Source organism: Candidatus Latescibacterota bacterium (genome assembly GCA_019038625.1).
Lineage (GTDB): Bacteria > Krumholzibacteriota > Krumholzibacteriia > Krumholzibacteriales > Krumholzibacteriaceae > JAGLYV01.
This window is the reverse complement of the sequence record JAHOYU010000046.1, coordinates 15,117-35,908: the sequence shown is the minus strand read 5'-3', so window position 1 is coordinate 35,908 and position 20,792 is coordinate 15,117. Positions and strand designations below refer to the sequence as shown.

Annotated in this window: 20 protein-coding genes; 1 reads left to right on the top strand and 19 read right to left on the bottom strand. The window is 51.1% G+C overall.

Annotated features, from left to right (window positions below):
- Positions 1–14: 14 nt before the first annotated feature.
- From KOO63_03300 to KOO63_03275, 6 genes are all read right to left on the bottom strand, one after another.
- Positions 15–422, bottom strand: a complete 408-nt coding sequence (locus KOO63_03300; protein MBU8920866.1) for a hypothetical protein — start codon at positions 420–422, stop codon at positions 15–17.
- 24 nt (positions 423–446) lie between these two features.
- Entirely contained in the window at positions 447–611 is a 165-nt protein-coding gene (locus KOO63_03295; protein MBU8920865.1) for a Trm112 family protein, read from the bottom strand.
- Between the two features lie 230 nt (positions 612–841).
- Positions 842–1,801 (bottom strand): acetyl-CoA carboxylase carboxyltransferase subunit alpha, encoded by a 960-nt coding sequence (locus KOO63_03290; GenBank protein MBU8920864.1) that lies wholly within the window; start codon positions 1,799–1,801, stop codon positions 842–844.
- Positions 1,802–1,817: 16 nt separating this feature from the next.
- On the bottom strand, positions 1,818–2,591 hold the full coding sequence (locus KOO63_03285; protein MBU8920863.1) for a hypothetical protein: 774 nt from the start codon (positions 2,589–2,591) through the stop codon (positions 1,818–1,820).
- A complete protein-coding gene (gene dnaE, locus KOO63_03280) occupies positions 2,572–6,003 on the bottom strand; it encodes a DNA polymerase III subunit alpha (GenBank protein MBU8920862.1) in 3,432 nt (1,143 codons plus the stop codon). The genes KOO63_03285 and dnaE overlap by 20 nt, the downstream gene beginning before the upstream one ends.
- A 20-nt stretch (positions 6,004–6,023) precedes the next feature.
- Positions 6,024–8,264: a M23 family metallopeptidase gene (locus KOO63_03275; GenBank protein ID MBU8920861.1), complete on the bottom strand. Its 2,241-nt coding sequence runs from the start codon at positions 8,262–8,264 to the stop codon at positions 6,024–6,026.
- A gap of 209 nt (positions 8,265–8,473) precedes the next feature.
- On the opposite strand from KOO63_03275, the gene KOO63_03270 reads away from it, so the two are divergent.
- On the top strand, positions 8,474–10,276 hold the full coding sequence (locus KOO63_03270; GenBank protein ID MBU8920860.1) for a peptidylprolyl isomerase: 1,803 nt from the start codon (positions 8,474–8,476) through the stop codon (positions 10,274–10,276).
- A gap of 98 nt (positions 10,277–10,374) precedes the next feature.
- On the opposite strand, the gene KOO63_03265 is transcribed toward KOO63_03270, so the two are convergent.
- From KOO63_03265 to groL, 13 genes are all read right to left on the bottom strand, one after another.
- Positions 10,375–10,620, bottom strand: a complete 246-nt coding sequence (locus KOO63_03265) for a twin-arginine translocase TatA/TatE family subunit (protein MBU8920859.1) — start codon at positions 10,618–10,620, stop codon at positions 10,375–10,377.
- A gap of 14 nt (positions 10,621–10,634) precedes the next feature.
- Positions 10,635–10,904, bottom strand: a complete 270-nt coding sequence (locus tag KOO63_03260) for a DUF4321 domain-containing protein (protein MBU8920858.1) — start codon at positions 10,902–10,904, stop codon at positions 10,635–10,637.
- 35 nt (positions 10,905–10,939) lie between these two features.
- Positions 10,940–11,371 (bottom strand): LytR C-terminal domain-containing protein, encoded by a 432-nt coding sequence (locus tag KOO63_03255; protein MBU8920857.1) that lies wholly within the window; start codon positions 11,369–11,371, stop codon positions 10,940–10,942.
- Positions 11,372–11,420: 49 nt separating this feature from the next.
- The gene (locus KOO63_03250; protein ID MBU8920856.1) at positions 11,421–11,897 is read right to left on the bottom strand and encodes an HIT domain-containing protein; all 477 of its coding nucleotides are present in this window, start codon (positions 11,895–11,897) and stop codon (positions 11,421–11,423) included.
- Position 11,898: 1 nt separating this feature from the next.
- Entirely contained in the window at positions 11,899–12,636 is a 738-nt protein-coding gene (locus tag KOO63_03245; protein ID MBU8920855.1) for an NTP transferase domain-containing protein, read from the bottom strand.
- Positions 12,623–13,528: a pantoate--beta-alanine ligase gene (panC, locus tag KOO63_03240; GenBank protein ID MBU8920854.1), complete on the bottom strand. Its 906-nt coding sequence runs from the start codon at positions 13,526–13,528 to the stop codon at positions 12,623–12,625. The genes KOO63_03245 and panC overlap by 14 nt, the downstream gene beginning before the upstream one ends.
- Entirely contained in the window at positions 13,482–14,366 is an 885-nt protein-coding gene (gene panB / locus KOO63_03235; GenBank protein MBU8920853.1) for a 3-methyl-2-oxobutanoate hydroxymethyltransferase, read from the bottom strand. Before panB ends, panC begins: the two co-directional genes overlap by 47 nt.
- The gene (locus KOO63_03230) at positions 14,363–15,076 is read right to left on the bottom strand and encodes a deoxynucleoside kinase (GenBank protein ID MBU8920852.1); all 714 of its coding nucleotides are present in this window, start codon (positions 15,074–15,076) and stop codon (positions 14,363–14,365) included. Before KOO63_03230 ends, panB begins: the two co-directional genes overlap by 4 nt.
- Before the next feature lie 2 nt (positions 15,077–15,078).
- A complete protein-coding gene (folK, locus tag KOO63_03225; protein ID MBU8920851.1) occupies positions 15,079–15,651 on the bottom strand; it encodes a 2-amino-4-hydroxy-6-hydroxymethyldihydropteridine diphosphokinase in 573 nt (190 codons plus the stop codon).
- Positions 15,617–15,982, bottom strand: coding sequence for a dihydroneopterin aldolase (gene folB, locus KOO63_03220; GenBank protein ID MBU8920850.1), 366 nt, complete (start codon positions 15,980–15,982; stop codon positions 15,617–15,619). The genes folK and folB overlap by 35 nt, the downstream gene beginning before the upstream one ends.
- 19 nt (positions 15,983–16,001) lie before the next feature.
- Positions 16,002–17,156 carry an aminotransferase class I/II-fold pyridoxal phosphate-dependent enzyme gene (locus tag KOO63_03215; protein MBU8920849.1) on the bottom strand — a complete coding sequence of 385 codons (1,155 nt, stop codon included), beginning with the start codon at positions 17,154–17,156 and terminating at the stop codon, positions 16,002–16,004.
- A gap of 37 nt (positions 17,157–17,193) precedes the next feature.
- Entirely contained in the window at positions 17,194–18,897 is a 1,704-nt protein-coding gene (locus KOO63_03210; protein ID MBU8920848.1) for a hypothetical protein, read from the bottom strand.
- A 241-nt stretch (positions 18,898–19,138) separates the two neighbouring features.
- A complete protein-coding gene (groL, locus tag KOO63_03205; protein MBU8920847.1) occupies positions 19,139–20,788 on the bottom strand; it encodes a chaperonin GroEL in 1,650 nt (549 codons plus the stop codon).
- Positions 20,789–20,792 lie beyond the last annotated feature (4 nt).

Here is a 20,792-nt window from a genome sequence, read left to right as displayed (position 1 = left end):
CGTTTGAATCTTTCTCATGCTCTCCTCCATACCAGAAAACCAAGGACCGCTGCCGAAAGAACAAACTGAATTGCCAGATTGAATTTTCCAGCTTTTGGTCCATGAGGGATGATCCCCGCATGTCCGGGGAAAAATTTCCTGTCCTCGCCGATCACGCCGGTCTTCCACAGGAGGTTCTCGAGGTCCGGCAATACACCTGCCAGCCCCCCTGCGATCACGGCAAAACTGTACACTCCACCCAACAGCAACAACCCCAGACAGAGGAGCCACAGAATTATTTCCACACGTATATCTTCGAAATCGTAGTGCGGTAGGACGTCAAGAGCAACATGGCTTCCCAACCCCAGGACCGGGGCCAGCCACGCGTAAGGAGCATAGGCTCCCAGAAGCGCTCCCGCCGCAAAATGAGTAAAGACACACACCTGTCCCGAGCCTCCCGCTTGCCGCTACTTCAGACTCTCGGCCCTGTCGATAAGCATTATCGGAATATCATCCTCGACAGGATACCTGAGAGCGCATTGTTCACAGACAAGCCAGTTATTATCATCGCTCAGGGTTACCTTTTCGCGGCATTTAGGACAAGCCAGAATATCGAGTAGATCTTTTCTCACCATATTCCCTCTCTCCTTAAACGAAAATCCCTGACACATAGGAAAGATACCCTTTCCAATCAGGGACCTGCAGCACAGTTGTGATTTTACCTTTTCATTATCATTAAGCTGGCAGAATAATTATAGACTATTCGATATCAGCCGGTCAAGCAAAAAGGCCGAAGTAATGAAAGTCACATGCTGTTCAGGAAGCGCTGCAACCCCTTCACCAGACCAGGACAATACCGCAATTATCCCTCCTCGAACTTGCCCATCGCGTAAAACTTCTCTTCCCGCATTTTCAACAATCCATCAGGCGGGACCTTATCCAATTTCTCGTACTCACCGAGAATCGCATCTCTGATCCGTGCCGCGTTCCCTTCGAGATCCCTGTGAGCAGCTCCATGGACTTCTTCGATGATACCGTCGATCACTCCCAACTCGAGGCAATCCCCTGAAGTAAGTCTTAGCGCGGCAGCCGCATCGGGAGCCTTCTCTTTGGTCTTCCACAGGATCGCTGCACACCCCTCGGGAGTGATGACAGAATAGATCGCATGCTCCAGCATCAGGATCGTATCACCTACAGCTATCGCCAATGCTCCACCACTTCCCCCCTCACCAATAACGACGACGATTATAGGTGTCGCTATACCGAACACCTCCTTGAGGTTGTCCGCTATGGCCCGTGGTTGACCACGTTCCTCTGCTTCGATGCCGGGGTGAGCACCCTGTGTATCTACAAGAGACAGTATCGGAAGATTGAATTTCTCGGCAAGTTTCATCAGCCTGAGCGATTTCCTGTATCCGTCAGGCTTGACCATCCCGAAGTTCCTTGCGATCTTTTCTTTCGTAGAACGGCCCTTCTCCTGCCCGATCACCATGAAAGGTATTCCCGAGATCTTTGCGAGGCCCCCGATCATTGCCGGGTCATCGGCAAAATAACGGTCACCGTGCAGCTCTTCGAACTCTTCACAGATATGGCTGATATAGTCATACGCAGTAGGCCTCATCGGATGCCTCGCCAACTGCACCCTGTCCCAGGCCGAGAGATCACGATAGACCTTATGTTCGAGCTCGGACAGTTTCTCGTTCAGTCTGGCGATCTCGCCTGCGCTCGATGTACCGTCCCTTTTCAGTCTCTCGATCCTCTGCTGAAGCTCGTCAACAGGTTTCTCGAAATCCAGGACTTTCCGCGAATTTGTCTCAGTCATCACGACCGGTCCTTGTCTAGAAGTAATCGATGAACATGATTTCAATTGAACGGGCGACCCCATTTTCCCGGTTATAGTTTCCAGTCAGATCCCTGAAAAGGATCCTTATCCTCAGGTTGTCCCTGTAATCGAACCTTACGCCGGTGTCGAGATATCCCTTGCCATTCGTCCTGCAGGACGGAAGGTTACCGTTATCGTCATTCATCGCGGCATTGTAGTCCAGAAGGATCGTCATCCCGGTGAACATCTCGATCGACATCCCGGTGAAAAAATCTATACCTTTCTCAGCCTCGTTTTCCAGAGAATAGTTTACGCCACCGTGAAAGGAGATATTCCTGTGATAATAATAATTTTTACTCACGACTCCGAAAAAGCCCCTGGATTTCCTCTCGTATCTGCCATCGCCCTCGTCGTATGACTCTTCGCCCTGTGTATCAATACCGATCGCCAGCGCCGGGCCGGCTATGCTTTCGTCGAGGATCCGGAACTTCGCGTGAAATCCCGGCTTGTCGTTCACCTCTATATCCCCTCTTCCGATAAACTCCTGGATCCCGAAAGACGCTCCAACGACAAGGCGGTCATGAAATCCAACTTTCACACCAAAGAGGAGGCCGCTTTTCGGCCCTATGGAACCCTCCAGTAGATATGAACCGTGAGGAATGATCCCGGCTGTCGGGCTGTCTATCAGATTCATATCCTCGAATGCCTGCGATGAAACATTCGCTGCCGCTACCATGACAAAAACAAACGCGAGAAAGACGCGGTAATACTTATGATGAGATCTCGACATTTTCTACCCCCGTTAGTCCTTTCAATTCCCGGACCAGCTCCAGACCGGGAGAGACCCCGGCGCCTCTTGATCTGATAGTATACTTCCTGTTCCCGTTGCTTTGCCAGTGAAAGATCAGTTCCCTTTCACCTGAGTAACGATGAACTATTTCCTGCAGCCCTTCAAGTTCCTTCTCGCCGAACACTCCCTCCCTGAGCGTTAGATATAGTCTTCTCGAAAGGTATTTCAGGGCTTCGTCGATCGAATATACACGGTCGGCTATTATCTTTGTGTCACCCCGGTCCTTTATCGAGACCTTGCCGGGAATCACGACGAGATTGTCCTTCTGTATCATCTCCCTGCGTTTTTCATAACAGGAAGAAAAGACGATGACCTCGTACGATCCCTGGAAATCCTCAATAGTGACGAACGCCATCGGGTTCCCTTTTCTGTCCAGGATCATCTTCACTTCTGAGATCATCCCGGCCAGGACGACTTCTTCCCGGTCCTTTTTTCCCGAGAGACTCAGGCTGTCCACATTTACGATCTTCGACAGCATCTCTCTGTAGCGATCGAGAGGATGCCCTGAAAAATAGAATCCAAGGGATTCCTTTTCCCGGTTGAGCATGTCGCTTTCATCCCAGTCGGATACGATTTCCAGCTGGACGACTGCTCCGCCTTCTTCACTTTCCAGAAGATCGAGAAAAGTCTGTCCCCTATCCCTGACACTCTGGACCTTCTGCGCCCTCGATATCATCATATCGAGAGAAGCCATCTTCTGTGCCCTGGTACCAGGCAACTTGTCCATTGCACCGCTCTGGATCAGATTTTCTATGACACGTCTGTTGATCTGGCGGAGATCGACTCTGTCGCAAAAATCGTACAGATCGCTGAAGGGTCCTGCCTCGCGCATCTTGACTATGTGACTTACAGCTTTTTCGCCCATATTCTTGATAGCGGCGAGTCCATATTCGATCTCATCCCCCGACAGTTCGAACACGACCCCACCCTTATTGATGTCGGGAGCCTCCACTTTGATACCAAGGTTCCTGCACTCCTCCAGAAGGACAATAAGCCTGTTAGTGTCTCCCATGTCGCTCGTCATCGCAGCGGCCATGAATGCTTCGGGGTGATGAGCCTTGAGCCATGCTGTCTTCATGGAGATCATCGCGTAGGCGGCCGAATGCGATTTATTGAACCCGTATCCCGAGAAGAACGCCATGAGGTCGAATATCTTCTTTGCCTTTTTCTCGGGAATACCTCTTTCCACCGCACCCGTGATGAAGGCTTTCCCCTGCTTATCCATCTCCTTCTTTTTCTTTTTACCCATGGCCCGCCGGAGAATATCCGCCTGTCCGAGCGAGAATCCTCCCAGGTCGCTGGCGATCTTCATCACCTGCTCCTGGTAGAGTATAACGCCGTAGGTCTCTTCCAGGATCGGTGCGAGCATAGGATGCACATACCTGATCTTCTTCCTGGCATGCTTGCATTCGATGAAATCCGTTACCATATCGCTGCCTAGCGGCCCTGGGCGATAAAGCGCGTTCACGGCAGTGACATCACCGAAAGTGGAGGGTTCTATCTTCCTGAGCAGGTCCCGCATCCCCGAACTTTCCAACTGGAACACGCTTATCGTCTGCCCCTTCTTTAGTAGTTCGAAAGTCTTTTCGTCGTCGACCGGAATATCGAAGATCTCCATCTCCACACCCCGATGCTCCTTCATCAGCTTAAGGGTGTTGTCTATATGCGAAAGTGTCTTGAGACCAAGGATATCTATTTTCAGGAGACCGATACTCTCCAGTATCTTCATCTCGTATTGTGTCGTGATCTCTCCCTTGTTCGACCTGAACAGGGGAACATGATCGACCAGTTTTGTCGGTGTTATCACCAACCCTGCCGCGTGTGTGGAAGCATGCCGGGCAAGGCCTTCAAGCTTCAGGGATAGATCGACCAGTTTTTTTATGACCGGGGTGTTCTGATACTTCTCCTTGAATTCCGGAACGGCTTCAATCGCCTTCGTCAGCGTTGTGCCTGGTACCGCGGGAATCAATTTTGCCAGCTTATCGACATCTCCATACGGCACCTTCAAGACCCTGCCGACATCCCTCACCGCGGCCCTTGCTGCCATCCTTCCAAACGTGATGATCTGGCAGACATTCTCCTTGCCATATTTTTCAACCACATGGTCGATCACCTGCTGGCGTTTCTCGTCACAGAAATCGATATCGATATCCGGCATCGATATCCTCTCCGGATTAAGAAAACGCTCGAAAAGTAATCCGTTTTTTATCGGATCTATAGTCGTGATCCCCAGAGCATAACATACAAGGCTTCCCGCAGCCGATCCCCTCCCCGGGCCGACCAGGATATCCATCTCCCTGGCAGCTTTGACGATATCCCACACAATCAGAAAATAACCGGAGAAGTTCATCTTCCTGATCACGCCGAGCTCATACTCCACTCTTTCCTTTATCTCAGGCGTGATCTCTTCCATGACCGAGGGAAGACTCTCTTCGACAAGATGTGCAAGATACTCGTCCGCAGCTTTATAAGGTTCGGGTATGGGAAAATTGGGCAACTGGTTGCCACTGTCGACAAGATCAAAATCACACTTCCCGGCGATCTCAAGGGTCGTTTCCAGTGCCTCCGGATGATCGGGAAAGAGCGCGGCCATAGCCTCGGGCGGTTTGAACCATGTCTCCCTGTGGGATCTGAGAACACGATTCGGGTCGTCAAGATCCTTACCTGTCTGGAGGCAGAGGAGAATATCATGAGCCTCATGGTCGTCCTCGGCACAAAAATGACAGTCGTTAGTCACGACTGTCTTCAGTCCGAGTTTTTTCGCCAGAGCGGCGAGATGAGGAATCAGTTCCAGTTCTTCGGGAATTCCGTGATTCTGCATTTCAATGTAAAAATCACCAGGAGCGAAGATCGAGGCCATTTTCATGGCAAGCTTTCCTGCTTCGTCCCATTTCTCCTCTCGCAGGAGCTTCGGTATCGAACCCTGCAGACAGGCGCTCATACCTATCAGCCCTTCAGAGTGTTTCTCCAATAGCTCGAGATCGATACGCGGCTTATAGTAGAAGCCCTCGATGTACGCTATCGAAGCGAGCTTGAGGAGATTCCTGTAGCCGGCCTCATTCTTGACAAGCAACACAAGATGATCGTTTCTTACCTTGCCCCGGACAGCTTTTTTCTCCCTGTGTCCTCCGCGAGCCAGGTATGTCTCCATACCGAGAATCGGCTTGATGCCAGCTTCTTTCGCTTCCCTGTAAAAGGGAATGGCACCGAACAGGTTTCCATGATCGGTAAGGGCTACCGCACTCATACCCATCTTTTTTGCGGTCGAGACAAGATCGCTGATCCGAAACGCTCCGTCCAGGAGGCTGTATTCCGAATGATTATGAAGATGTATGAATCCTGCGCTGGCCATACCAGCTTCCTCCACATCGCCTATTGTATGACAAACCCGAACTGCTGGGCTGTCTCATTCCCGGCTCGGTCGCTTATCAGGACTTCAAGGGTGACATTTCCCGGGGCCATAGATGCCGGAAGTGGAATGACCAACCTGTCGCGCAATCCGTCCCATTCACAGACTACCGGATCACCGTTGATAACAGCTTCCGCCGAATATGGGTCTATCCCGCTTCCATTCTCGATAACTGGCAATATACATGTGACATTTCTGAAGAAACTGCTTCCCCCGTGGTTCTTTTCAAGTGCGGCATGTTTTATCAGAGGAGGTATTCCGTCCCTGAGAAAAACATATGTTCCAGGCCTTCCTATCATTACAGCATCCGATTCCATTGCCGGGATTCCCACACATTTCCATCCCTTGTCCTCATTCCAGATGTACAGGCCGATCCTTCTATCCATTTCGGCGTCAAGAACAAGCGCCCTTCTGAGCGATAGTTCCGTGAACCGAATAGAAAAAGCTCCGCTGACTGCTCTCAATCCATTTCCAACCGGTCCCGGCATGGTCACGTCAGCGACCTGACAGACCACCTTCCCCCTGATGGATGGAGCGCGCAGGACAACCCGGATACTGTCCCCGACCACTATCTCCGCCTTCCCACCCGAAGAAAGTGGGTAGATATTCATCACCTTCGCGGCATCGGCGTGAAACCCCCGGTAATCGGATCCATTTACCCTGAACGTATGGGGGCCACTGCCCAGCTTCCCGGCATAGACCACAGACGAAAACGATCCGGCATCCGTCCTGAATACTGTTATTGTATCCGTTCCCGAACTTCCTGTCACAGTCAGCACCGGCATGTCCATGATGACTGCGTCGGAGAGACAGTCAACATACAATCCTCCCTCCATCTCACGAGGCAGGATCTCAAAAAAAGCCCTGTCAGGCTCGGAAAAGACGGTTCCAGCAGAAAACCAGCGCTCGGCTGAGGCGCCCGTGCCGCTGAAAACCTGGAATCGGTACAGCGCCGAGCCAGTATCGGTGACAGAAGCCGTGCTGTAATTTTCCCGTTCACTTATCTGCATCTCCGCCCATGTGGCGCCACCATCGAGGGATTCGAAAAGGTGGCCGCTCAGGCCCCCTCCATCCGGATCGACCGCGCTTAACACGACTTCCGGTGCGGCCTCGAGCCTGTCCGCCCCTGTTATTACAGGCTGGCTGCCCAGTTTGATATTAAATACAGCCCTGGAGAAATTCCCGGAAGCGTCACCGGTCACTATCTCGCACCGATGCAACCCGGGACTCAGGTGAAGGCCTCTATCGACTCCGCCCATCGAATGAATCATCCCCGGACCATTTCTGTCTGTCCTCGTGTTCCCGTTTTTTCTAAAAAGAAGTGTATATCTGCCTGCCGGGCCCTTACCCTTGATATGATACTCCAACACTATCTCGGCCGACTGCATGTATGAGAATACCGAATTCCTGACAGAATAGACAGTCTGGCCGTCTACATAGAGATCGATCGTCAACGGAGCCATGCGATATCTTCCATACCCCTGTTCATCCCAGACCGATACTGCGAATTTCACCCCACCCTGGATGTGGATAGTGTCGCTCAGCGCGTATATCTCCCGTCCAGATGCTCTCAGGAGACATTCTTTCGTAAAAGGAAGGCCGTCGACCAGACTCGGCTGGGCGTTACCCGGCAGATCTTCCGGAATGATCTCCAGCCCGGAGATTATAGGGGCCTGCCTGTCGGGGATGCTGTATATCTCTTCCAGCGGGTTGATCGGCCGCTGCTGCTCGTCCCGGATCTCAAAATGAAGATGCGGAGCCGAAGTGCCGGTATTTCCCGAGTAGCAGACCGTATCACCCACAGATACCGGATATTTCCCCTCCTCCAGCGTTATATCGCACCAGGGGCTACCCTTCCTGACCCTGTGATGCCAGACCATGGAGTCTATCTCTCCGCCAAAACAGTCGAGGTGAGCATAAACGGCTGTCCGTCCATCAGTTAACTTAACATAAAGCGCTTTACCATACCCCTGGGGGCCTATCTTCACTCTCGACAGATACCCATCGGATATCGCGAGACAGGGCAATCCTATCGCGCCATAGCTCCTCAGGTCTATCCCGGCATGGTAATGCCCGTCCCTGAATTCCCCGAAACTAGAACTAAGCCTTCTCTCCCCTTTGACCGGCCAGAGATACACTTCCCCTCTGGCTGCCGGAGATATAATCAGAATCAGGAGAATAATCGTTGTAATAGTTTTTTTCATATCCACTGCAAATTATCATCACTTTGCCCTCCTGTCAATCACGTAGAGAAATTGTTGCTTCGAAGGTGACTATCTACTCCCGGATGCATCCCGGCAACACTGGACCGGGGATGTTAAATCATTTGCAACATCAGCGGTTATGTGCTAATTTAACTTGATCTTGTTTCAGATGTTCGAGCCTTTACCTTTTCTGAAAAGGACAATACTAAATGTTACAGCAGATGAGAGCAAATACGAAAACCATCCTCTGGGTAGTTGTCGTGGCCTTTGGGATTACAGGTTTTTCACTGTTCGGTGTGAACCAGAAATCTGGAAATCAGAACCCGAACGAACGTTCGGAGTTCGTCGGTTCGGTGAACGGCCAGAAGATCTCGAGACAGATGTATTCATTCCAGTACCAGCAGCTTCTCGCTCAGATCCGCGCGAGAAGAGGGGATAACCTCTCTTTCAGCGCGACCGAGAGCCATATGCTTTCCGAACAGGCCTGGGAAACGACTATTATGGAGATCCTGAGGACTCAGGAAATCGAGAAACTCGGAATCACAGTGAACGATAACGAACTCGTTTCCTTCCTCAGAAGGAATCCCCACCCACAACTCCAGAGTATGATCGTCGATGATGAGGGGAACTTTGATTATAACGAGTACCTGCGCCAGTTGTCTAATCCAGAGATGGACTGGACCGAGCTGGAAAGATGGGGCAGGGAACAGCTTCCCCGCGTGAAATTCGAATCCATGCTCATGTCACAGATATCTATGCCCGACAGGATGATCAAGGACGAGTTCGAAAAACGCACAATCGAAATGGCGGTCCAGTACGTCAAGGTGCCGTGGCTGAATGAAGATCCTCCCTATGAACCGACCGAGCAGCAAATCGCTGCCAGGTACGAGGAATCGGCCGACGAACTTCTGGACCCGGAAAAACGTTCCATCCAGCTTATAGTCCTTGAGAAATCCGCAACAGAACTTGACGATCTTGATGTACGCGAGCAGATGCTTGAGATCAGAAAAGAGCTCATGGAGGGCGACGATTTCGCAGAAACAGCCAAACTATATTCGGATGATTACATGACCGCCGATAAAGGCGGCGACCTTGGCTTCTTCGGCCGTGGGATGATGGACAGTCTCTTCACCGAAACCGCTATGACCCAGAATATCGGTCAGGTAAGTATGCCGGTAAGGACCGAGTTCGGCTATCACCTCATCAAGACAGAAGAGAAAAAAAGTGAGAACGGTGAAGAGCAGGTAAAGGCCAGCCATATCCTGATGAAGGTCGACCCTGGTTACGATACTATAGACTCGCTCTCCACTCTCATCGCGGAGATTACCGATACTATCGAAAATGAAGGTTTTGAAAATACTGCCGAAATGATGAAGCTCGACATGATTGATGTGGAACCTTTCATCAGGGGAGCATTTATAAAAGACTTCGGTTATCTTCCTCGAATTGTGAACTTCGCTTTTAACTATGAAAAGGGCACGGTAAGTGGACCGATCGAATCGGAAGACGCTATTTACTACGTGAAAGTCTCCGGGGAGATCGACGAGCGGCCAAGGCCTCTCGAAGAAGTCAGAAATCAGCTGATTGAAATGATCCGCTACGACAGAAAGACAGAGCTCTCCAGGGATACGGCCAGAAGTATAAGACAGGAAGCCGTGACAAGCGGTGACCTCGAAGCCGTTGCGCATTCGAGAGAACTGGAGTTCAGTACAACTCCCCCATTCAAGGTCGATGACGCGATCCCGGGAGTCGGCTCGAACACAAATTTCGCTCTCGCGAGTTTCGAACTTCCGGTCAACAGGATAAGTGTTCCTGTCATGGGGCAGAATGAATGGTATATCATAAAAGTCATATCAAGAACAGCACCGGACATGGTTGCGTTCGCTGATCAGCGACAGGCCATATCGAATGAGATCATGCAGGAGCGCTCTTATGATTTTCTTTCCATGTGGTACAAGCAGCTGCGGGACGACGCAGTCGTGGAGGATGACCGGGAACTGACTCTCAAGTGATCAGCGCCCTTAAAAAAGATTGAGAATAAAAATGCCGGACTGTTTCGTCGCTGTCTCCAGCGAATCGACTGTCCGGCATTTTTTCAAATCGCTTCCGCTCAACCCTGCTTTTCATCGTCTTCCGTAATATTTTTCGACCCGGATTCGATTTCCTCTTTTACATCACGCGAGGCTTTTTTAAACTTACGCAACGATTTACCGATTGCTTCAGCCACCTCTGGAAGCCTTTTCGGGCCAAAAAAGATCAGAACGATAACAAGAATGATCAGGAGCTCGGACCACCCGAGAGGTCCGATCAGAGCAAAGCCCGGTAGTAAATTCCCGGATAAGATTGCATTCAGCATATTACACTTCCCTTCTAGCAGTACCACCTCAGGAGGAACGCGACGACTATTATTCCGAGAACACTCACCAGGTTGACCTTCAGAGAAAATCCCAGAGTAAAAGTCATGACGATAAGGTTCAGGTAAACCGGACCCACCTGGAATTCTCTGCCAGAAACGAATAACTCACGAATCACGTTATCCTCGGGCAGAAGGAGTCCTATCGTCTCTCCGACTACTCCTCCAAGAACTACTCCGAGAAAAAAGACCAGAGCTACAAGGCCAATTCGTCTTTTCGCCGCCAAGCACGACCTCCCTTGTGTCCATCCGGACCTGTTAATTACGATCTTTCAAGTCTCAACTTGTCCCTGTCCCAGCCGATTATCAGCGTCACGTCGACTTCCGGCCGGTCCTGTATCTGCAGGAGGACCCTTCGGCAACCGAGCCTGCGTGAAAGACTTTTCATCAACCCGGGGTTACCCCGCCGATCGATCAGCAGACTTTCCCTGAAATCGAAGCGATCGGCATTCCCCTCGATCTTGACATCTATACCCATCAACCTCAGCTGCATCGTCGTCCGAATAGCGATTCCGGGCTCCCCGGTACCATTCAGCACTTCCATCTGAAAATATTCCCTTTCCGGAGCCAGTCCCCTGCCAAGACCCGACCATCTTACCGAAAGTGAAAAGACCATTAAAGCAAAAACAACGATTCCTGTCAGACCAGGCATCGATATTCTTGATTTTCTGTTCTTCTTCCTTGCAGCTGCCATTCGAATCTCTTTTCCATACTCCCCGAATCAGGCCTGTCGCACAGGGATTCTATTCGAAATATCTTCTCAGTCTTTCGTAACTTGCCCCGATCTCCTCGGAGACGACCCTGGTTTCCGCCACCGAGGTCATGAAATTCGTATCTCCGTTCCATCTGGGGACTATGTGGAAATGGAGGTGACCGACGATTCCCGCTCCGGCCGACGCCCCCCTGTTCACTCCGATATTCATCGCATCCGGATGGTATTCTTCATCCAGCGCGTTTTCACTGCGACCGAGAAGTTCGATCAATTCCGGACCTTCTTCCTGCCTGATCTCGGACAACTTCTCTATGTGTCGGTTCGCTACGACCATTACATGTCCGTTAGTATATGGAAACAGATTAATGATCACGAACCAGTGATCACCCCTGTACAGAATGCCGACTTCCCCATCTTTCTCTTCCTTCCGGATCTCGCAGAAGAGGCAACCATCATTCTTTTCCATCGTAAAATACCTGCTCCGCCAGGGAGCGTAGATCCTGTCCATCCTAATTCATCAACCTCTCTGCCTCTTTCAGCTGATCCACGTCATTAATTCCCATGACTTCCTGTCTGTCCAGGCATAGATGGACTACAGTCTTCCTGCCTTCCTCTCGCAGTATCGACATTACATCCGTAAGATAATATTCTCCCTGGGCATTCTCCTTGCCGACCCCGGCCAGGGCGCTGAAAAGATCTCTGCTCTCGAAGCAGAATATACCACTGTTTATCTCGTTGACTTTTTTCTCATCATCGGAAGCATCCTTATGCTCTACTATCTTCAGAAATTGTCCCTGCTTGTCTTTTATTATCCTGCCATACCCTGTAGCGTCTTCAAGTACAGCGCTAAGCACTGTCGCTGACGCGCAGGAATCCCGATGCGTCTCAAGGAGGGCCGCCAAAGTCACCGACCTGAGCAGAGGAGTGTCCCCGGTCAGTACCATGACTGTACCCGAAAACCCTTCCAGAAGTGAGCCCGCCTGCAGTACGGCATGCCCCGTGCCCAATCTCTCCTCCTGAAGGGCGAATTCGACGTCCTCGCCATCCATCTCTTTCATAACCGCTTCGGCTTGATATCCTACTACCAGGATTATCCTTTCAGGGTCTATAGATCCGGCAGCGTCGACAACATACCTGATCATAGGTCTTCCACAGAGCTGGTGAAGTACCTTGGCCATATCGGATTTCATCCTTGTACCCTGTCCTGCCGCCAGGATCACAGCCGCGAGACCATTATTTCCACTCATACCTGCTCCATTCCGGAAATTCCAGAACCGCCTCCGTAACAGACTCGCCTTTAATCCTCAGACTGATATTATCGATCAGGCGCGTTTTGCCAAGTCGACCAGCCGCAGCAAAGAGAACTGTGCCTTCGAGCCGTTCGAGCCGCTTCAGGTCCATTCCTGAAACGACTTCGCAATAATCGACATCAAATCCGCCTGACTCCATACTGGAACGAACAACATCCATGATGACGCCAGCGTCCCGCTCCCCGCCTTTCGCCTTTTCAAATGCCAGCCGCAAGCCTCTGCTGAGCGCTACGGCACTCTTTCTCTCATTACCGTTGAGGTGAGCATTCCTCGAACTCATCGCCAGCCCGTCCGACTCTCTGACAGTATGGCCCAACCTGATTCTCACCGGAAAATCCAGATCAGCCACCATTCGCTGAATAATAACGGCCTGTTGGGCATCCTTCTGACCGAAAAAGGCGAAATCCGGCCGGACCATATTAAATAATTTAGCCACGACCAGAAGTACTCCCTGAAAATGTCCGGGCCTGGTAGCTCCACAGAGCCTGTCCCCGAGTCCCTCCACCCGAAACTCTGTCGCTTCCTCGCCCGAATAGATGGATGTCACCTCGGGAGCGAATAAAAGGTCTACTCCAAGTTTTTCGAGGATCAGCGTATCATCATCGAGCGATCTCGGATAGGTCGCCAGGTCTTCGTCGGACCCGAACTGGACGGGATTGACGAATATGGAGACAACGGTGAAATCCGTCTCATCCAGGGACATCCTGACCAGGCTCTCGTGTCCCTCATGAAGAGCTCCCATGGTGGGTACCAGCCCAACGCTGAGACCTTTCCCCTGAGCTTTATTTATTGCTTTCCGGACCTGAGCCGGAGTCGTTACTTTCTTCATTGTCGCCCGCCCTGTCGGCACTTTTTTTCCTCGGAGTCGAATAACTGTGCTCGATCGACGGGAATCTGCCTTCCTTTACCTCCTCGACATACATCGACACAGCATCGCGTATCCTGTCTCCGATCTCATCATATACTTTAACGAATCGGGGTAGAGACTCCTCATGGATCCCAAGCATGTCGTTCAGTACCAGGACCTGACCGTCACAATGACTGCCGGCACCGATCCCGATCGTCGGTATCGAAATACTCTCCGTAATGGTGTTGGCAAGTTGATAAGGAACACCCTCGATCACTATAGCAAAACATCCGGCCTGCTCAAGTGCTTTTGCTTCCCTCACCATCTTTCCCGCAGATTCGTCGTCCCGCCCCTGAATACGATATCCACCCATCTGGTGCAGTGACTGAGGTGTCAGGCCGAGATGTCCGACTACAGGTATCGACGCCTGAACGACAGCTTCGATCACAGGGACATATCTCTCTCCTCCCTCCAGCTTCACACTTTCGGCTCCTCCCTCCTTGACCAGCCTCCCCGCATTTCTCACAGCATCTTCTACACTGGCCTGGTAGGACATGAAAGGCATGTCACCGACCACGATTGCCGATGGCCTGGCTCGGGACACTGCCTTCAGATGATGAATGATCTCTTCCATCGTCACAGGGAGGGTATTTTCGTATCCCATGATGACCATACCGAGAGAATCGCCGACGAGTATCAGATCGATCCCCGTCTGATCTATTATCTTTGTCGAGAGAAAATCATATGATGTGATAGCAGCGATCTTCTCACCGCTGCGTTTCATCTTGAGGATGGTGTTCTTTGTGACTTTTTTCCTCATGAATCGCCCTCTTCCCAGGAAGGTATATAGTACTGCGTACCTTCGAATTTTTCGGAAATACGCGCGTAGAGATCCTCGACTTGAGTTCTGCTGGAAGTAAAATCGGTCGTATCTGTGTTGATGATAAGCAACGGTGTATCATCGTAGTGAAAAAAGAAGTGATTGAACGCGTCGTTGAGCCCGGCAAGATAATCGTCGCCTATGCTCCTCTCGAAATTCCTGCCTCTTTTACGGATCCTCTGCAGCAGGACTTCAGGAGTGGCCTGCAGATAGATGACCAGATCGGGCTTCACAATCTTCGTCTCCAGCATTGAATGCAGCCTGTTATATAGCACAAGTTCATCATCGCCCAGGACAGCGTGAGCGTAGATCGTATCCTTGGCAAAAAGATAATCGGCGATCATCAGTTCGGAGAACAGGTCCTGTTGCGATATTTCCAACTGCTGGCGATACCTGTTCAAAAGAAAGAATATCTGCGCCTGGAACCCGTAACCGGGCATATCGTCGTAGAATTTCTCTACGAAGGGATTATCATCCACCTCTTCGAGAAAGAGACGCGCCTCCGTCTCGGCGGCAAGAAGCCGCGCCAGAGTGGTCTTGCCCGCGCCGATATTACCCTCTATCGCAAGATATTTGATTCCGCCGGATATCAGCCGGTCCTTCAGGTCTTTCATAAGCTGTACGGTAGTGAAAAAACATGGCGATGTCAATATCAATCCAAATCTTTACTACTCAAGAAGTTCGATGACAGTACGCTGCGGGTCGAGACCCTTCTGACCCATCCGTAGCCGATACTCCTGCCGATAAGTTCACCGACACTGACACCGACCGGTGGGAAAACCGCTCCTGGATCGATATCAAAAAGAGGCTGGAGTACAAACATCCTTCCGACCGCACGGGGATGAGGCAACTCCAGCCTCACATCATTCATCACAAGATCACCGTAAAGCACTATGTCTATGTCAATTGCCCTGTCACAATCAGGAGATTGCCTCACCCGGCCGAGTTCCCATTCGATTCTCTGGCAGATGTCCAGAAGACGATACGGCCCGATTGCCGTTCTTAACATGGCAACCGCATTTATAAATGTCCTCGAATAACCGGTTCCTTCAGGTTCAGTCTCATAGAGTGGGCTTAGTTCCACAAAATCGATATGTTCCTGGATAGATAAAAGACCAGCAGCTGCCAGCACATGTTCTTCCCTCGCACCCTCGTTTGATCCCAGTGAGAGATAAACGGTGACTGAGGGCTTATCCTGCTTCGCGTTCGACGATGACTGCGACATGATCCAGATTATTGGGAAATGGAAGTGTAAGTTTCTTTATTGTCGTTTTTATCCTGGTAACAGGAAAATCATTCAGGATCTCGCTACAGATAGCATCGGCCAGAGTCTCGATCAGGTTGAACCTGTTCTTTTCAACTACATCCATCACTCTTGAGTGGACCCTTTCATAGTTGACCGTATCCTCCAGAGCATCTGTCACACAGGCCTTCGTAAAATCGTTCCAGTATTCGACATCGATCTCCAGCTTCTGCCCGACTTCCCTCTCCATCGGGGAAACGCCGTAGTAGCCAAAGACCCTTATCCCCTTTAGAACGACTTTCTCTTCTAACAAGTAAAACCTCCCGGACCGACTATCTGAAATCTGCCAGCTTAACGCATGCCTGTCTTATTGTATCCGTGGGAGCGGTAATAGACAACCTGAAATACCCCTCTCCCCCCTGCCCGAATCCTACACCGGGTGTAGCAACGATACCGGTATCATCTAGAAGCCTTCCACAGAAATCGATCGACTTCTCACCTCCCGGCACCGGTATCCAGAAATAAAAGGTCGCCTCGGGAGGATCGAACTCTATGCGGGCCTTTCTCAGGCCATCCGAGAGAATATCACGTCTCTCCCTGTATACATCGATTATCTCGTTGATCACCGACTGGTAGTCAGCTTCGAGAAGGCCCGCGACTGCGGCCTGAACAGCACTGAATACACCAGAGTCGATGTTCGCCTTCAGCCTTCCAAGGGCGGAGATGACCTCAGGAGACCCGATCGCAAACCCGATCCGCCAACCTGTTATTGAAAAGGTCTTCGAAAAGGAAAAAAACTCGATATAGGGCGTGCTGCTCTCCCTGCCGATGGGAAACAGAGCCTCGGCCCTGCCTTCGTACATGATCTCACTGTAGGCAGCGTCATTGACAAGGATACAACCGTTATTCCCACAATACTCAAGCATCCGGCCGAAAAACCCGGAAGGAGCAATTGCGGAAGTAGGATTGTTCGGATAATTAAGATACATCATCCGGGACCGTGCGGATATGTCGGTGTCGATCGCTTCGAGATCGGGCAGAAAATCGTTGGACTGAAGCAGAGGCATGGTCACCGGCTGGGCCCCGGCGAAGATCGCAGACGAACTGTAAACAGGATATCCAGGATCGGGAACCAGTACTGTATCTCCAGGATCGACTACGGCCAGCGGAAGATGAGCGATCGCCTCTTTGCTGCCGATCGTTATCAGTATCTCATCAGGGGAAAGATCTACCCGATGCTCTTTAAGTGCCCATTTTCTGATAGCTTCAATAAGTCCCGGTAATCCACGATCCGAAGGATACCGATCGTATTCCCTGTTACCAAGTGCCTCGCCAAGAAGATCCCTGAGGACTCCGGGAGCCCCAAGGTCCGGATCACCGATACCAAGATCCAGCACCTTTCCACCAGAACGGGCGTACTCGGTCTTCCGCCTGTCGATCTCGACAAACAGGTATGGTGGGAGCTTCCCCAGCCTAGCAGATTGCATGCGGTAGTCCGTCTCCGTCAGGTCGGCTAAAAGCCTGTTAATAACAATAGAAGATCGCGCATTCGACGTTTCTGTTCGGTTCACCGCTCCATTCGGGAGTCGGTATTGGAGCGTAGATGTTTTCATCCTCGTCGAAGAAGACCCTCAGATATGTATAGTCGACATTCGGTTCATAAGGAGTGTTCCAGTGAACGCTCGGTGAAGCATATACGGTAATTCCATCGTTCAGATAAGATATCATCAGAGCGGAGAAAGAGTCCTCGACATTCTTTCCCTTTCTTATCATCCTGAAGGCCAGTTTCGGTTCGTCCATATTCGGCGACCAGGCAAGGCCGATTATTCCATCCGTACTCTTTTCCTTTCGGAAGACCGGGTCCGCAGACATGAGTCCGGACACACTGACCAGCCAGATACCTTCCGCCCTCACAACGGCACATTCCGTGTGGTCAGGAGACCAGACGATCTCCACGGCGTCAGCATTGGCATCATCGATTCCCGGCACTATCATGACCGACTCGTTATTAGCATCGAAAAAACAGAGCTTTCCGCTTCTCTCGACAAACGCTACTATCCCGGCATCATTGTTCCACTGAAATACGGTATTCTCGTTTACACTGATGCCGGCGGTCTCAAAGATACCTCTCTCGTCTGTGACCATCAGTGCCCGCCTGGAGCCGATATCGGGATCTGGAAGCAAATCTATTAGACACGGCTCATAAACTCCTGTCGTATCAACGAAATATAAGAGTTTGTCTTCATCGGGAGTTATCATTGGTTTGATATTGTTATAATACCTGTGAATATATCCCATTTCAGTGCCAACCAGACCTAATGTGGAGTCATGGCTCTGTGTCACATACATGGTGTCACCTGAGAAACTTTCCCAGAATCCGACATCCGAAAGGTCACTGGTCCCATCGGCAGATCCTCCTGCGATCCTTGCCTCCCAAACGACCTTCGCACCGAAAGCATTCGAGAATGGATGGACATGCTGGTTACCCCTTGAACTGACCCCGCCACCATCGTCCGATATGTTAATGATCGAACCGATTGCGAGAGGAAAGACCCAGGCATCCTTTCTCTGCTGCTGAAGGCCACCGTAATAGTTTCTTATGAACGAGCCGACGACAACGGATCCGCCATCCGGCATGTAGAGATCGTATCCGCTACCCTCGACATCTTCGGTAACCGAGATCTGCACACTCATATTGGGCGACAAGTACTTATAGCAATGATATCCTATAAAATTGGGGCTTCTGGGAGGAAGGCCATCGCCATCACCAAAGAAGTAGAGTTCGTTGTATATGAATCTCGGATGACAACTGAACAACCTCCCGGTATCCATCTCCTCGAAATTCCGGACCAGCACATAGGTCGAAGTGGTGTCAGCCAGACCGCCAAGAATACCTGTCACAGTAAATGATACAAGGCCGGGGGTATCCGGTGCTGTCCACGCGACCGAGATCCCGGTGTTTCCGTCGGGGAAACTACCGCCATCGGAAATCCATGTATATACGGGCCATTCGCCTGAGGGGCTATACCCGTCTACCTGGATCGTCAACTGCGCCGTCGTTCCCGGAGCAGGCGCCAGATCATGGCAAATTATATTGAGCTGATCCAGTGAGGCTGGTACACCCGGATCAGGATCTACTGAAGAATTGTCGCATCCGGTAAATATCGACATATAGATCGAGAAACCCAGAATTAACATCCACGGCCCGATTCTCTTCCACCGGTTCACTTGAAACCTCCAGGTTCATGTAAGGAAATCATTCTCCGGCTCTCCGCCTTCATTTCATAAATATCAGAATCCGGTTATTCAATACCCGATGAAAAATATGAAGGTTTATAGAGAAATTCAAGTTAATTCTGCATCGATGAAGCCATGAGCCATCCATGTGACACAAAAGAATGCCCTGAAAAAGAAAAAGGCGTCCGGCCAGAAAGACCGGGCGCCTTCTCCATACTTATCCGGGCGACACTTACATCATTCCGCCCATTCCACCCATTCCGCCCATTCCGCCCATTCCGCCTGCACCCATGTCAGGGCCCTTTTCTTCGGGAATGTCGGTGATCGTCACTTCGGTCGTCAAAAGAAGCGCCGCGACGCTTGCAGCATTCTGCAGCGACGAGCGGGCGACTTTCGTCGGATCGACGATACCGTCAGCTATCATGCTGGTGAATTTACCTGTAGCGGCATTATAACCGATTTCAGGCGACTTCTCATGCTTGATCTTCTCTATGATGACAGAGCCTTCTCTGCCTGCATTGATGGCAATCATTTTTGCCGGCTCGTAGAGAGCCTTGGCGACGATATCGGCACCGATCTTCTCTTCGTCCTTGAGATCGAGTTTCTCTACAGCTGTTGCCGCATGAAGAAGAGTGATCCCTCCACCGGGTACGACACCTTCCTCGACTGCAGCCCTTGTAGCGGCGAGGGCATCCTCGACACGAGCTTTCTTTTCCTTCATCTCGATCTCGGTGGCCGCTCCGACCTTGATGACGGCGACTCCGCCGGCGAGCTTTGCAAGCCTCTCCTGAAGTTTCTCGCGATCATAATCGGAAGTGGTATCCTCGATCTGGGCCTTGATCTGGTTGATACGCTCTTTTACCTTGCTTAGCTTGCCAGCACCCTCGATGATGGTCGAGTTGTCCTTGTCGATCGAGATCTTCTTGGCCTGGCCAAGATCGGTGACAATAGCGTTCTCCAGCTTGAACCCGGCATCCTCTGATATTACCTTGCCACCGGTAAGAACAGCTATATCCTCGAGCATGGCCTTGCGGCGGTCGCCGAACCCTGGAGCCTTGACTGCTGCTACCTGCAGGGTGCCACGGAGCTTGTTGACGACTAGTGTCGCGAGCGCCTCTCCCTCGATATCCTCGGCGATGATAAGCAGAGCCTTGTTGACCTGCGCCACCTTCTCGAGAACGGGAAGAAGATCCTTCATAGCAGATATCTTCTTATCGTAGATAAGGATATATCCGTTTTCGATGACAGTTTCCATGCGCTCGGCATCGGTCACGAAATAGGGACTGAGATAACCGCGGTCGAACTGCATACCTTCGACTACGCTCAGATCGGTATCCATGCTCTTGGCTTCCTCGACAGTGATGACTCCATCCTTGCCGACCTTCTCCATAGCCTCGGCAATAAGCTCACCGATCTCCGGATCGTTGTTCGCCGAGATGGTGGCCACGGCCGCGATCTCTTCACGCTTGCGGACCTGCTTCGAACGCTTCTTGATATAACCTACGGCAGCCTCGACGGCTTTGTGGATGCCCTTCTTGATGAACATCGGGTTGGCGCCGGCCGTAACGTTCTTCAGACCCTCTGTGATGATGGCCTGGGCGAGGATCGTAGCTGTGGTCGTACCGTCACCAGCTACATCCTGAGTCTTTGTAGCTACTTCCTTGACCATCTGGGCACCCATGTTCTCATACGGGTCCTTCAGTTCGATCTCTTTTGCGATAGTCACACCGTCGTTAGTGATCGTCGGTGAACCGAATTTTTTGTCCAGGATCACATTTCTGCCCCTTGGGCCAATAGTCACCTTGACCGCGTTGGCAAGCTGATCTACGCCCGCTTTAAGGCGATCCCTGGCATCTGTATCGAATTTCAACTGCTTTGCCATTGAA

Coding starts and splice junctions, on each gene's coding strand:
- KOO63_03290 (MBU8920864.1), bottom strand. CDS start 1,801: ATGACTGAGACAAATTCGCGGAAAGTCCTGGATTTCGAGAAACCTGTT.
- KOO63_03285 (MBU8920863.1), bottom strand. CDS start 2,591: ATGTCGAGATCTCATCATAAGTATTACCGCGTCTTTCTCGCGTTTGTT.
- dnaE (MBU8920862.1), bottom strand. CDS start 6,003: ATGGCCAGCGCAGGATTCATACATCTTCATAATCATTCGGAATACAGC.
- KOO63_03275 (MBU8920861.1), bottom strand. CDS start 8,264: ATGAAAAAAACTATTACAACGATTATTCTCCTGATTCTGATTATATCT.
- KOO63_03270 (MBU8920860.1), top strand. CDS start 8,474: ATGTTACAGCAGATGAGAGCAAATACGAAAACCATCCTCTGGGTAGTT.
- KOO63_03265 (MBU8920859.1), bottom strand. CDS start 10,620: ATGCTGAATGCAATCTTATCCGGGAATTTACTACCGGGCTTTGCTCTG.
- KOO63_03255 (MBU8920857.1), bottom strand. CDS start 11,371: ATGGCAGCTGCAAGGAAGAAGAACAGAAAATCAAGAATATCGATGCCT.
- KOO63_03250 (MBU8920856.1), bottom strand. CDS start 11,897: ATGGACAGGATCTACGCTCCCTGGCGGAGCAGGTATTTTACGATGGAA.
- KOO63_03245 (MBU8920855.1), bottom strand. CDS start 12,636: ATGAGTGGAAATAATGGTCTCGCGGCTGTGATCCTGGCGGCAGGACAG.
- panC (MBU8920854.1), bottom strand. CDS start 13,528: ATGAAGAAAGTAACGACTCCGGCTCAGGTCCGGAAAGCAATAAATAAA.
- panB (MBU8920853.1), bottom strand. CDS start 14,366: ATGAGGAAAAAAGTCACAAAGAACACCATCCTCAAGATGAAACGCAGC.
- folK (MBU8920851.1), bottom strand. CDS start 15,651: ATGTCGCAGTCATCGTCGAACGCGAAGCAGGATAAGCCCTCAGTCACC.
- KOO63_03215 (MBU8920849.1), bottom strand. CDS start 17,156: ATGCAATCTGCTAGGCTGGGGAAGCTCCCACCATACCTGTTTGTCGAG.
- groL (MBU8920847.1), bottom strand. CDS start 20,788: ATGGCAAAGCAGTTGAAATTCGATACAGATGCCAGGGATCGCCTTAAA.